The organism is Ideonella sp., assembly GCF_041287625.1.
GTDB lineage: Bacteria > Pseudomonadota > Gammaproteobacteria > Burkholderiales > Burkholderiaceae_C > Ideonella.
The window spans coordinates 25,647-37,348 of the sequence record NZ_JBGGNH010000071.1; the positions used below are offsets into that span (position 1 = coordinate 25,647).

11 protein-coding genes are annotated in these 11,702 nt (G+C 68.2%); 8 read left to right on the plus strand and 3 right to left on the minus strand.

What is annotated here, in order from left to right:
• Position 1: 1 nt before the first annotated feature.
• From ACAH41_RS26430 to ACAH41_RS26455, 6 genes are all read left to right on the plus strand, one after another.
• Entirely contained in the window at positions 2 to 1,072 is a 1,071-nt protein-coding gene (locus tag ACAH41_RS26430) for an ABC transporter ATP-binding protein (protein WP_325649568.1), read from the plus strand.
• Positions 1,069 to 1,962, plus strand: a complete 894-nt coding sequence (locus ACAH41_RS26435; RefSeq protein WP_325649567.1) for a sugar ABC transporter permease — start codon at positions 1,069 to 1,071, stop codon at positions 1,960 to 1,962. The genes ACAH41_RS26430 and ACAH41_RS26435 overlap by 4 nt, the downstream gene beginning before the upstream one ends.
• Positions 1,955 to 2,767, plus strand: coding sequence for a carbohydrate ABC transporter permease (locus ACAH41_RS26440; RefSeq protein ID WP_325649565.1), 813 nt, complete (start codon positions 1,955 to 1,957; stop codon positions 2,765 to 2,767). The genes ACAH41_RS26435 and ACAH41_RS26440 overlap by 8 nt, the downstream gene beginning before the upstream one ends.
• Positions 2,764 to 2,949 carry a hypothetical protein gene (locus ACAH41_RS26445; protein WP_325649563.1) on the plus strand — a complete coding sequence of 62 codons (186 nt, stop codon included), beginning with the start codon at positions 2,764 to 2,766 and terminating at the stop codon, positions 2,947 to 2,949. Before ACAH41_RS26440 ends, ACAH41_RS26445 begins: the two co-directional genes overlap by 4 nt.
• Positions 2,942 to 3,250, plus strand: a complete 309-nt coding sequence (locus ACAH41_RS26450; RefSeq protein WP_325649561.1) for a DUF2160 domain-containing protein — start codon at positions 2,942 to 2,944, stop codon at positions 3,248 to 3,250. The genes ACAH41_RS26445 and ACAH41_RS26450 overlap by 8 nt, the downstream gene beginning before the upstream one ends.
• A gap of 76 nt (positions 3,251 to 3,326) precedes the next feature.
• Positions 3,327 to 5,063 (plus strand): ABC transporter substrate-binding protein, encoded by a 1,737-nt coding sequence (locus tag ACAH41_RS26455; RefSeq protein WP_325649656.1) that lies wholly within the window; start codon positions 3,327 to 3,329, stop codon positions 5,061 to 5,063.
• Positions 5,064 to 5,139: 76 nt separating this feature from the next.
• Here ACAH41_RS26455 and ACAH41_RS26460 read toward each other — a convergent pair whose 3' ends face one another.
• Positions 5,140 to 5,667 carry a hypothetical protein gene (locus ACAH41_RS26460; protein ID WP_325649559.1) on the minus strand — a complete coding sequence of 176 codons (528 nt, stop codon included), beginning with the start codon at positions 5,665 to 5,667 and terminating at the stop codon, positions 5,140 to 5,142.
• A 111-nt stretch (positions 5,668 to 5,778) separates the two neighbouring features.
• Between ACAH41_RS26460 and ACAH41_RS26465 the strand changes: the two genes are divergently transcribed.
• The gene (locus ACAH41_RS26465; protein WP_325649557.1) at positions 5,779 to 9,450 is read left to right on the plus strand and encodes a CHAT domain-containing protein; all 3,672 of its coding nucleotides are present in this window, start codon (positions 5,779 to 5,781) and stop codon (positions 9,448 to 9,450) included.
• Here ACAH41_RS26465 and ACAH41_RS26470 read toward each other — a convergent pair.
• Both ACAH41_RS26470 and ACAH41_RS26475 read right to left on the minus strand, forming a co-directional pair.
• On the minus strand, positions 9,447 to 10,154 hold the full coding sequence (locus tag ACAH41_RS26470) for a hemolysin III family protein (RefSeq protein WP_370538668.1): 708 nt from the start codon (positions 10,152 to 10,154) through the stop codon (positions 9,447 to 9,449). The two genes, ACAH41_RS26465 and ACAH41_RS26470, sit on opposite strands and share 4 nt — an antisense overlap.
• A gap of 121 nt (positions 10,155 to 10,275) precedes the next feature.
• Positions 10,276 to 10,962 (minus strand): methyltransferase domain-containing protein, encoded by a 687-nt coding sequence (locus ACAH41_RS26475; RefSeq protein WP_325649554.1) that lies wholly within the window; start codon positions 10,960 to 10,962, stop codon positions 10,276 to 10,278.
• A 155-nt stretch (positions 10,963 to 11,117) separates the two neighbouring features.
• Between ACAH41_RS26475 and ACAH41_RS26480 the strand changes: the two genes are divergently transcribed.
• On the plus strand, positions 11,118 to 11,612 hold the full coding sequence (locus tag ACAH41_RS26480) for a CreA family protein (RefSeq protein WP_325649655.1): 495 nt from the start codon (positions 11,118 to 11,120) through the stop codon (positions 11,610 to 11,612).
• Positions 11,613 to 11,702 lie beyond the last annotated feature (90 nt).

An 11,702-nucleotide genomic window follows, 5' to 3' on the forward strand; every position in this document is an offset into this window, starting at 1 on the left:
CATGGCCAAGATCGAACTCGACCTGGCGCACGCCTACCGGCCCAACCCCAAGCAGGACAGCGACTACGCGCTGCTGCCGCTGAAGATGACGTTTGACGACGGCGGCGCCTATGCGCTGCTGGGCCCTTCGGGCTGCGGCAAGACGACGATGCTCAACATCATGTCCGGCCTGCTGGTGCCTTCGCAGGGCACGGTGAAGTTCGACGGCCAGGACATGACACGCGCCACGCCGCAGCAGCGCAACATCGCCCAGGTGTTCCAGTTCCCGGTCATCTACGACACGATGACCGTGGCCGAGAACCTGGCCTTCCCGCTGAAGAACCGCAAGGTGCCGGCGGCGCAAATCCAGCAGCGTGTCGGCCAGATCGCCGAGATGCTGGAGATGAGCCACCAGCTGAACCAGCGCGCTGCAGGCCTGTCGGCAGACCAGAAGCAGAAGATTTCGCTCGGCCGTGGCCTGGTGCGGCCGGACGTGTCGGCGGTGCTGTTCGACGAGCCGCTGACCGTGATCGACCCGCACCTGAAATGGCAGCTGCGGCGCAAGTTGAAGCAGATCCACCATGAGCTCAAGCTCACGCTCATCTACGTCACGCACGACCAGGTCGAGGCGCTGACCTTTGCGGACCAGGTGGTCGTGATGTCGCGCGGCATGGTGGTGCAACTGGGCACACCCGAGGCCTTGTTCGAGCGGCCGGCGCACACCTTCGTCGGCCACTTCATCGGCTCGCCAGGCATGAACTTCCTGCCGGCGCAGTCGGAGGGCACCCAGCTGCAGATTGCCGGCCAGTCGCTGGCAGCGCCGCGGCCCTTGCCCAGCGGCGCGCTGAAACTGGGCATCCGCCCCGAGTACCTGCTGCTGGACGTGGCCGGTGCGCCGGGCACGCTGCCGGCGAAGGTCAAGCAGGTGCAGGACATCGGCACCTACGTGCTGGTCAGCTGCGAGCAGGCGGGGCAGGTGCTGAAGGTGCGCTTGTCGCCGGACGCCGAACGGCCCGAAGCCGGCCAGCAGGTCGGTTTGCAGGTGCTGGGCGCGCACACCTGCTTCTATCAAAACGAGGAGTTGGTGGCATGAGCGCGACCGCAAAACCGGTGAACCAGAAAGCCTGGTTCCTGATCCTGCCGGTCTTCATCTGCGTGGCCTTCTCGGCCATCCTGCCGCTGATGACGGTGGTGAACTACTCGGTGCAGGACATCATCTCGCCCGAGCGGCGCGTGTTCGTCGGCACCGAATGGTTTGCCTCGGTGATGCGCGACGAAGACCTGCACGCTGCGCTGTGGAACCAGCTGCGATTTTCGCTTGCGGTGCTGGCGGTAGAGCTGCCGCTGGGCATTGGCCTGGCGCTGGCGATGCCGGCTCAGGGCTGGAAGTCCTCGGCCACGCTGGTCATCGTCGCGCTGTCGCTGCTGATCCCGTGGAATGTCGTCGGCACCATCTGGCAAATCTTCGGCCGGGCCGACATCGGGCTGATGGGCTACGGCCTGGCGCAGCTGGGCATCGACTACAACTACACCGGCGACGCCACGCACGCCTGGCTCACGGTGCTGCTGATGGACGTGTGGCACTGGACGCCGCTGGTGGCGCTGCTGGCCTTTGCCGGCCTGCGCAGCATCCCGGATGCGTATTACCAGGCCGCGCGCATCGACGGCGCGAGCAAGCTGGCGGTGTTCCGCTACATCCAGCTGCCGAAGATGCGCGGCGTCTTGATGATCGCGGTGCTGCTGCGTTTCATGGACAGTTTCATGATCTACACCGAGCCTTTTGTGCTCACCGGTGGCGGCCCCGGCAATGCCACCACCTTCCTCAGCCAGTACCTGACCCAGAAGGCAGTCGGCCAGTTCGACCTGGGCCCGGCGGCGGCGTTTTCGCTGATCTATTTCCTGATCATCCTGCTGTTCTGCTTCGTGCTCTACAACTGGATGCAGCGAGTCGGCCAGGCGCAAGAGGAGACCGGCCATGAATGAAAGTCGTTTTCAAAAGCGCACGCTGCTGCTGATCGCCTACCTGGTCTTTGCGCTGCTGCCCATCTACTGGATGGTCAACATGAGCTTCAAGACCAACCAGGAAATCCTGGCCAGCTTCAGCCTGTGGCCGCAGCACTTCACCTGGGACAACTACAAGCTCATCCTGACCGACGAGAGCTGGTACTCGGGCTATGTGAACAGCATGATCTACGTGGCGATGAACACGGTGATCTCGCTGACCGTGGCACTGCCCGCGGCCTATGCCTTCAGCCGCTACAGCTTCCTGGGCGACAAGCATGTGTTCTTCTGGCTGCTGACCAACCGCATGACGCCGCCCGCGGTGTTCCTGCTGCCGTTTTTCCAGCTCTACACCACCGTGGGGCTGATGGACACGCACCTGGCCGTGGCGCTGGCGCACCTGCTGTTCAATGTGCCGCTGGCGGTGTGGATCCTCGAAGGTTTCATGTCGGGCATTCCGCGCGAAATCGACGAGACCGCGTACATCGACGGCTACAGCTTCCCGCGCTTTTTCCTGACCATCTTCCTGCCGCTGATCAAGGCGGGCGTGGGCGTGGCTGCCTTCTTCTGCTTCATGTTCTCGTGGGTGGAACTGCTGCTGGCGCGCACGCTGACCAGCGTCAACGCCAAGCCCATCGTCGCGACGATGACGCGCACCGTGAGCGCGAGCGGCATGGACTGGGCGACGCTGGCGGCCGCGGGTGTTCTCACGATCGTCCCTGGCGCAATCGTGATCTGGTTCGTCCGTCACTACATCGCCAAGGGCTTCGCCATGGGCCGGGTATGAACAAGATGCTCAGCGCACACACACCGTTCGCCCTGAGCCTGTCGAAGGGCTTGCGCGCTGCCACGCAGGGCTTCGACAAGCTCAGCCCGAACGGATGGGCACAACCCTCGCCGCCGTTCTCCCTGAGCCTGTCGAAGGGCCCCATGCCGCTTCCTTTCCTTGACGAGGCATCCCATGCTTGACTGGATGGTCTGGACCACCCCGGTGGCCGTGTTTTTCAGCTGCATCGTGCTGATGCTGGTCGGCATGACGCTGTGGGAGATCAAGTCACCCACCGTGATGCGCAAGGGCTTCCTGCCGATCGCGACCACGCGGGGCGACCGGCTGTTCATCGGGCTGCTGACGGCGGCCTACATCAACTTGGCGTTCGTGGGCAGCGCCGGCTGGCTGGCAGAGCTGCTGAAGCTCGACAGCGAGCCCAGTGTGTGGATCAGCTTCGTGGTGTCGATGGGCGCGCTGGCGCTGATCATGCGGCGCGGCTGAGGGCTGGCACGACGGCCCCGTGTTTTCGTTTCGTGTGTAGTTGAGTGACCCGTTCTACAAGAGGAGACAAATGATGATGAGCAAGTTGCGCATTTCGACCCTGGCGCTGGCCGCCCTGGCTGCCCTGGGCAGCCACGCGGCCTGGGCCGGCGAGGCCGAGGCGAAGAAGTGGATCGATGGCGAGTTCCAGCCTTCCACGCTGAACAAGGACCAGCAGCTGGCCGAGATGAAGTGGTTCATCGAGGCGGCCGCGAAGCTGAAGGCCAAGGGCGTCAAGGAAGTCTCGGTGGTCTCGGAGACGCTGACCACGCACGAGTACGAGTCCAAGACCCTGGCCAAGGCCTTCGAGGAAATCACCGGCATCAAGGTCAAGCACGACATCATCCAGGAGGGTGACGTCGTCGAGAAGCTGCAGACCTCGATGCAGTCCGGCAAGTCCATCTACGACGGCTGGATCTCGGACAGCGACCTGATCGGCACGCACTACCGCTACGGCAAGATCATGGCGCTGTCGGACTACATGGCCGGCGCCGGCAAGGAGTTCACCAACCCCGGGCTGGACCTGAAGGACTTCATCGGCACCAGCTTCACCACCGCACCGGACGGCAAGCTCTACCAGCTGCCCGACCAGCAGTTCGCCAACCTGTACTGGTTCCGTGCCGACCTGTTTGCGCGCGAAGACCTGAAGACCAAGTTCAAGGCCAAGTACGGCTACGACCTGGGCGTGCCGCTGAACTGGTCGGCCTACGAAGACATCGCCGCCTTCTTCAGCGAAGACGTGAAGACCATCGACGGCAAGCCGATCTACGGCCACATGGACTACGGCAAGAAGGACCCGTCGCTCGGCTGGCGCTTCACCGACGCCTGGCTGTCGATGGCCGGCACCGCCGACATCGGCATTCCGAATGGCATGCCGGTGGACGAATGGGGCATCCGCGTCGCGGCCGACAAGTGCACGCCAGTTGGCGCCTCGGTCGAACGCGGTGGCGCGACCAACTCGCCGGCCGCCGTCTACGCGCTGACCAAGTACATCGACTGGATGAAGAAGTACGCGCCCAAGGAAGCCATGGGCATGACCTTCGGCGAGTCCGGTCCGGTGCCGGCGCAGGGCCAGATCGCGCAGCAGATCTTCTGGTACACCGCCTTCACCGCGGACATGACCAAGAAGGGCCTGCCGGTCGTCAACGACGACGGCTCGCCGAAGTGGCGCATGGCCCCCGGCCCGAACGGCCCGTACTGGAAGCAGGGCATGCAGAACGGCTACCAGGACGTGGGCAGCTGGACTTTCTTCAAGGACGGTGACCCGAACCGCACCGCCGCCGCCTGGCTGTATGCGCAATTCATCACCGCCAAGACCACCTCGCTGAAGAAGTCCATCACCGGCCTGACCTTCATCCGCGACTCGGACATCCGCTCGGACTACTTCACCAAGAACGCGGCCAAGTACGGCGGCCTGATCGAGTTCTACCGCAGCCCCGCGCGCGTCGCCTGGACGCCCACCGGCACCAACGTGCCCGACTACCCGAAGCTGGCCCAGCTGTGGTGGAAGAACGTGGCCCAGGCGGTCACCGGCGAGAAGACCCCGCAAGGCGCGATGGACAACCTGGCCAAGGAGATGGACGACGTGATGGCCCGCCTGGAACGCGCCGGCATGGCCCATTGCGCTCCCAAGCTCAACAAGAAGGAAGACGCGGCCAAGTGGCTGTCCGACAAGGGCGCGCCCTGGGCCAAGCTGGCCAACGAAAAGCCCAAGGGCGAAACCATTGCCTACGACACGCTGCTCAACGCATGGAAGGCCGGCAAGGTGCGCTGAGCAAGCGCTTCACTCACTGTCTGTCCTTTGCAGCGGCCTTCGGGCCGCTTTTTTGTGTGCGCCACTGGGCCTTGCGTCAGTCCCGCCAGGCCCGCTCGACCAACTCGGTGGTGTCCATCGGCCTGCCGGCTTTCGCCGCGGCGGTTTTCCACTCCGGTGGTGACGGCGCCATGCGCTGGGGCGGGATGCCGTCGGCAAAGCCGAGCTTGATGGCGAAGACCAGCGGACCGCCCTGGACTTCGAGCGGCGGCACCTTGCGGATGTCGGCGACCAGCGCGGTGGCGACTGCGGCCGGCAGCGCCGGGTCGAAGTCCAGCCAGGCGTTGGAACGTTTGCCGGGGCGCACCGCGACGACGATGAAGCCGCCGACCGAAGGCAGCGCATCGTTGGCCGCCGCCAAATTGCGGATCGCCGCCTGCACCGCGCCGGCGTAGGCGGACAAGGCCTCGTCGCCGGGCATGCGGCCCTGCAGTTCGTCCTCGGACTGCATCATCACCAGGTTGAAGACCTTCACCGGTGCCGCGCTGGCAAGCGATGTGAAGAGGACGAGCAGGCCCGCGGCGGCCCACCGCCAGGGGACGTTCGCGCCAAGGCGGCTTTGCATGCGCTGATACTCCGTGTGCTGGGTGAAACCCGCGCAGCGTAACCGGGCCGGCCCCGGCTTCGCAAGCGCGCCGTGTCGCCTGTTGTGCCACCTGCAGACCGCTCATCGCCAATGCCCATCCGCCGCTCGCCTTCCGCCTCGCCCCATCCGCCCACGCTGAAGCTGCAGCTGCCTGGCCATGCCGCGCCGGCCCGCGCGCTGCCTGTGCGGCAGGTGACGGTGCAAAGCGCCAGGCGCATCGAGCTGGACGGTGGCGCCGGGCGACGCGGCGGTGGGGTGGAGGTGATGGCCGATGCGGCGCCGGACGAGGTGCTGCGGCTGACGCTGGAAGACGGGCTGGTGCTGTGGTCGCGGGTGGACGATTTCCTGCACGAGCATGCGCAGCCGCCGGCCACGCGGGGCAAGGCAGCGGGCAGCCGGGCGGTGCCGCAGCAGTTGGTTCCCAAACAGCTCGGCGTGGGCACCAAGCGCGGCGCTGTGGGTGTCGCACTGCAGGCGCTGGAACTGTTCGGTGTGGATGTCAGCGGCCACACTGCGGCAGCGCTGGGCGCGCGGCTGGAAGCGCGGCAGCTGGGTGACCGGGCGCCAGGGCTGTACCGCGTGTCGCTGGACGATGGGCCGCCGGTGCTGCAGTCAATGGCGGCGGGTGACCTGCCCGCCGATGCGCCGCTGCTGGTCTTCCTGCATGGCACGATGTCCAGCCTGGCCGGCAGCTTTGGCGACCTGTGGCGCGACGATGCGCAGGCGCAGGCAGCGCGGGCCAGGCTGCATCAAAGCTACGGCGAACACGTCTTCGCCTTCGAGCACCGCAGCCTGACCGAAAGCCCGGTGGCCAACGCGCTGGCGCTGGCCAGGGCGCTGCCGGTGGGCGCCACGCTGCACCTGGCGTCGCACTCGCGCGGCGGGCTGGTGGGCGAGCTGCTGTGCCTGGCACAGCGCGGGCCGGGCGGCACGGCGGCGATCCGGCGGGCCGGGCTGTTCGACGGCATGCCGCAGGACCAGGCCAACCTGGCCGAGCTGCTGCAGGTGCTGGACGCCAGGCGCCCGACCATTGCGCGCTTCGTGCGCGTGGCCTGCCCGGCCCGCGGCACCACGCTGGCCTCGGGCCGGCTGGACCGCTGGCTGTCGGTGCTGGGCATGCTGGCGGGAGACGGCTGGCTGGGCGACGCGACCGACTTCCTGTTGAAGGTCGTCAAGGAACGCACCGACCCGCGCACGCTGCCGGGGCTGGAAGCGATGATGCCCGGCTCGGCGCTCACCCGGCTGCTGCGCCTGCCCGGGCTGCAGACTACCGCTGACCTGAGCGCCATCACCGGCGACCTGGCGCCCGAGGGCCGCTGGGGCAAGCTCAAGCTGCTCGCGGTGGACTGGTTCTACGGCGCCGACAACGACCTGGTGATCAACACCGGCTCGATGGCCGGCGGGCTGGCGCGGCCGGCGGGCGGCGCGCGTTTCCGCTTCGCGCAAGGGCCGGCGGTCCACCATTTCAGCTACTTCAATCAATCGGAATCGGTCCGCTGGATGCTGGCCGGGCTGACCCGCGCCGACGACGGGGACGGCGGCTTCCTGCCGCTGGCCGATGCGCAGCAGACGGAGCCGAAGGCACGTGCGGCAATGGCAGAAGCCGCCGTGGCGGATGGGCATCCTGAACCGAAGGCCGACGACACCGCGGCGGCGCTGCAGGTCAGCGTGCTGCACGGCCACCTGCGCTACGTGCCGCATGCGCTGCTGATCGGCCACTACGCGGCCAGCCGGCTGACGGGCACCGAGGCGGCAGTGGACCGGCTGGTCGGTGGCGCGATGCAGCGGTCGCTCTCGGCCGGGCTGTACCCCGAGGCGCCGGGCACGCAGCAGCTGTTCCACGCAGCCGGCGGCGACACGGCGCTGCTGCCGCTGGTGATCGTGGCCGGGCTGGGCGAAGAAGGCCAGCTGCGCCTGCCCGAGCTGGCGCACACCGTGCAGCAGGCCGTGATCGCCTTTGTGCAGCAGCATGACGCTGGCGGGGCAGAGGGCCTGACGCTGGCCGCCACGCTGCTGGGCAGCGGCGGCGTGGGCATGACGGCTGGCAGCGCGGCGCAAGCCATCGTGATGGGCGTGCGCGAGGCCGGGCAGCGCTTGCGCCAGAGCGGCTGGGCGGGTGTGGCGCAGCTGCAGCTGGTGGAGCTGTACCTGGACCGGGCGACCGAGGCATGGCAGGGGCTGTCCATCCTCTGCGGCAGCCGGCCGGGCGAATTGGCGCTGCTGTCCGAAGTGCTGAGCGGCACCGGCGGCATGCGACGGCCGGCAGAGCCAGGCTACCGCGGCACGGGTTACGACTGCTTCTCGGCGCTGACGGTGCCGGACAACGGTGACGAACCGGGCGTCGACAAGGAAGACTTGCCAAGTGGCAGCGCCATCGCCTACACGCTGGACACGCACCGCGCCCGCTACGAGGTGCGCGCACTGCGCACCCAGCCGCGGCTGCTGCGCTCGCTGGTGCAGGCGGCTTCGACCCAGGCGAGGCACGATCCAGCGCTCGGCCGCGCGCTGTTCAAGCTGCTGATCCCGGCCGAAATCGAGGCCTACCTGGGCGGCAGCGACAGCGGGCCGGCGGCCAACGAACTGGTGATCCAGCTCGACCCTGGCACCGCCGGCATTCCGTGGGAGCTGCTGGACGCCTCCGCCGAAGACGGCGGAACCCGCCACAGGCCGTGGGCGCTGCGCACGCGGCTGTTGCGCCGGCTGGCGCTGGCGACCGGCCGCCCCGCCGTGCCGGCGATGCCGCACGACGCGCGGGCTGATGATGCGGTGCTGGTGATCGGCGAGCCGCAGGTGGACACCCACCGCTACGGCGCACTGCCGGGCGCACGCGCCGAGGCTCGCGCGGTGCTGAAGGCGTTGCAACCGGCGGCCGCGCAGGTCCTGGCCTGCGTGCCCGAAGGCAACGGCCCTGGCCCGTCGGCGCACGAGGTGATCACGACGCTGCTGGCGCGCGACTACCGGCTGCTGCACGTGGCCGGCCATGGCGAGCCCGGCGCCGATGGCGGCGTGGTGTTGTCGGACGGGAATGTGCTCGGCCCGCGCGAGCTTGCCGCCATGCGCAGGGTGCCGGAACTGGCATTCCTGAACTGCTGCCACCTGGCACAGCAGCCGGATGGCGCATTACTCGCCAGTACAGCGCTGGACTGGCCCGCCTGGGCGGCAGGGTTGGCCGGCTCGCTGGTCGGCATGGGCGTGCGCTGCGTGGTGGCGGCCGGCTGGGCGGTGGACGACGCGCCGGCCGCGCTGTTTGCCGAGACCTTTTATGCCAGCCTGCTGCGCGGCAGCCGCTTCATTGATGCGGTGGGCGAAGCGCGGGAGGCGGCCTGGGCGCAGCACCCGCAGAGCAACACCTGGGCGGCCTACCAGTGTTATGGCGATCCGGACTGGCGCTGGCGCACGGCGGTGGGCGACGCGCAATCTGCGCCGGCGGTGCAGCAGCGCTTCGAGGGCATTGTCTCGGCGCCTGCACTGGCGCTGCAACTGGAGAACCTGCTGCTGGGCGTGCGGCACAACGGCTTGCCGGCGGTTCAGGCCAGGGTGCAGCTCGGCGAACTGTCGGAACGTTTTGGCTCGCGCTGGGGCAGCTGCGGCGCGGTGGCCGAGGCGTTTGGCCTGGCACTGGCCGAGTGCGGGGACTGGCCGGCGGCAGCGCATTGGCTGCAGCGCGCGGTGGCTGCGGAAGATGCCAGCGCCAGCATGGCGACGCCGGCACACCTGGCGCGGGCCAGGAAGAAACTGCGCGGCAAGCGCGCAGCGGTTTAAGCCAGCGGCGCGACGATGGCCGGGCCGTGCGAATGCCAGAGCGCGGCGAAGAAGTGGCACGTGCTGCCGCCCAGCACGAACAGGTGCCAGACGAAGTGGGCGTAGCGCACCTTGTTGTCCAGCATGAAGACCAGCGCGCCCAGCGTGTAGCTCAGGCCGCCGGCCACCAGCCAGCCCAGGCCGGCCGGCGCCATGCGCTCGACCATGGGCACCACGGCGATCAGCGCCATCCAGCCCATCGCGATGTAAAGCCCGGTGGACAGCCACGGGTGCTGCAGCCGGTTCAGCAGCTTGACGACGATGCCGACCAGCGCCGCGCCCCAGACCAGGCCGAACAGCGTCCAGCCCCAGCCGCCGCGCAGCACGCCCAGCGCAAACGGCGTGTAGCTGCCGGCGATGAACAGGTAGATGGCCGCGTGGTCCAGCCGGTTCATCCAGACCTTGGCGCGGCCCAGCGGCAGCGCGTGGTAGATGGTGGAGACCATGTACAGCACCATCATCGTGATGGCGAAGACACAGGCTGCGATGACGCTCAGCGTGCCGCCCTGCTTCAGCGCCTGCATCACGAGGATGGGCAGCGAGGCCACGGCCAGCAGAAAGCCCAGCCCGTGGCTGATGGCGTTGGCAATTTCCTCGCCCAGCGTTTGCGGGCGGTCTTCGGCGAAGCTGGCGCGGGTCTCAGGAAAACGCCGGGCCGTTCCCAAGTTCTCTTGAGCCCCTTGGGGGGCCTGACGCGAAGCGGCGGGTCTGGGGGTGCTCATCCACCTATTGTGCAGGTGCAGCAAAGACCATGGGAACCCTTATTGGTGGGGGGCTGTCGTTTGCTCACGCAGGCACCGTGCCATGCGCCACGAACACGGTGCCGAACCAGCAGGGCTGGACCTCCAGGCCGGGCAGCGCATCAGCCAGCTGTTGCCACGGCGCGTGCAGGTGGGTCAGCGTGGTGGTGGAGTACAGCGCAGCACCCAGCACCCAGGCATTGCAGCTCCAGGCCCACCACGGCGCCCATTGCAGGCCGCAGGCCACCACCCTGGCGCCGGGCTTCAGGTGCGCCAGTACATGGGCCAGCGCCTCGGGCTGCTGCAGCACGTCGTGCGTGAAGTGGAACAGCGCCGCGTCGGCCAGCGGTGCCAGCGCCAGCGGGGCCTTGGCGGCCTCGTTTTCCAGCAGCGCGACCTGCCGCAGGTTCAGCGTGTCCACCCTCTGCCAGGCGTGGGCCATCATTTGCGCACAGGGCTCGACACCCAGCACCCTGCCGCGCCGGCCGACCGCCTGGGCCAGCAAGGGCAGGCTGAGCCCTGTGCCGCAGCCCAGGTCCAGCACCGTCTCGCCGGGCTGCAGCGCCAACGCCGAGATGGCTTGCTGGCGCAGCGGCTCGAAGGCCGACAGTTCTGCGTCATAGTGCGCGGCGCGGCGCTGGTAAAGCGCCTGGGCTGCCGCCAGGTCGGGCGCCGCAGCCCCCGTGGAGCCAGCGGGCGGGGCCTGGGACGGGTGAAGTGGCGTGGGCGTCATGGCGCAGTCCTCCTTGAGGCTGGAGCATCAGGGCCCATGTCCGGCTTGTCCAGCGGAACTCTTGTCCAGCGCGGCATCGGCCTGCTGGCGCTGCGACGGACAATGCCCCGGCCAATCGGCCGCCACATGAAGGGAATGCGCAGATGACGGAAACAATGCAGCGCCGCCGGACCGTTCCGGGCTGGCGGCTGGTCGCGGGCCTGGGCCTGCTGGCGGTGGTGGCTTGCGGCGCCAGCGCCGAGCCGGTCGGCGAGGTCGACACGGTCTTCAAGTGGATCGGCCCGGACCACAAGATCGTGGTGGACGCCTATGACGATCCGCTGGTGGCCGGCGTGACCTGCTATGTCTCGCGTGCGAAGACCGGCGGCATCAAGGGGGCGCTGGGCCTGGCGGAAGACAAATCTGAGGCATCCATCGCCTGCCGGCAGGTCGGCCCGGTGTCGTTCGCCAAGCCGCTGCGGCAGCAGGACGAGGTCTTCAGCGAACGCATCTCGCTGGTCTTCAAGCGGCTGCGCGTGGTGCGCATGGTGGACGCCAAGCGCAACACGCTGGTCTACATGACCTACTCGGACCGGGTGATCGAAGGCTCGCCGCAGAACAGCGTGACCGCCGTGCCGGTGGACCGCAGCACGCCGATCCCACTGCGCTGATTGGACAGACTCAAGGCAACGCAGGGCCGCCCCAAGTTGCCTTGATCCCCCCGGGGGGTGGGCCGGGCGCAGCCCGGTCCTTGGGGCGCC

What these genes read in the sequence shown, in the direction of transcription:
- ACAH41_RS26430 (WP_325649568.1), top strand. Translation starts at nt 2, where the DNA reads ATGGCCAAGATCGAACTCGACCTGGCGCACGCCTACCGGCCCAACCCC.
- ACAH41_RS26435 (WP_325649567.1), top strand. Translation starts at nt 1,069, where the DNA reads ATGAGCGCGACCGCAAAACCGGTGAACCAGAAAGCCTGGTTCCTGATC.
- ACAH41_RS26440 (WP_325649565.1), top strand. Translation starts at nt 1,955, where the DNA reads ATGAATGAAAGTCGTTTTCAAAAGCGCACGCTGCTGCTGATCGCCTAC.
- ACAH41_RS26445 (WP_325649563.1), top strand. Translation starts at nt 2,764, where the DNA reads ATGAACAAGATGCTCAGCGCACACACACCGTTCGCCCTGAGCCTGTCG.
- ACAH41_RS26450 (WP_325649561.1), top strand. Translation starts at nt 2,942, where the DNA reads ATGCTTGACTGGATGGTCTGGACCACCCCGGTGGCCGTGTTTTTCAGC.
- ACAH41_RS26455 (WP_325649656.1), top strand. Translation starts at nt 3,327, where the DNA reads ATGAGCAAGTTGCGCATTTCGACCCTGGCGCTGGCCGCCCTGGCTGCC.
- ACAH41_RS26460 (WP_325649559.1), bottom strand. Translation starts at nt 5,667, where the DNA reads ATGCAAAGCCGCCTTGGCGCGAACGTCCCCTGGCGGTGGGCCGCCGCG.
- ACAH41_RS26465 (WP_325649557.1), top strand. Translation starts at nt 5,779, where the DNA reads ATGCCCATCCGCCGCTCGCCTTCCGCCTCGCCCCATCCGCCCACGCTG.
- ACAH41_RS26475 (WP_325649554.1), bottom strand. Translation starts at nt 10,962, where the DNA reads ATGACGCCCACGCCACTTCACCCGTCCCAGGCCCCGCCCGCTGGCTCC.
- ACAH41_RS26480 (WP_325649655.1), top strand. Translation starts at nt 11,118, where the DNA reads ATGCAGCGCCGCCGGACCGTTCCGGGCTGGCGGCTGGTCGCGGGCCTG.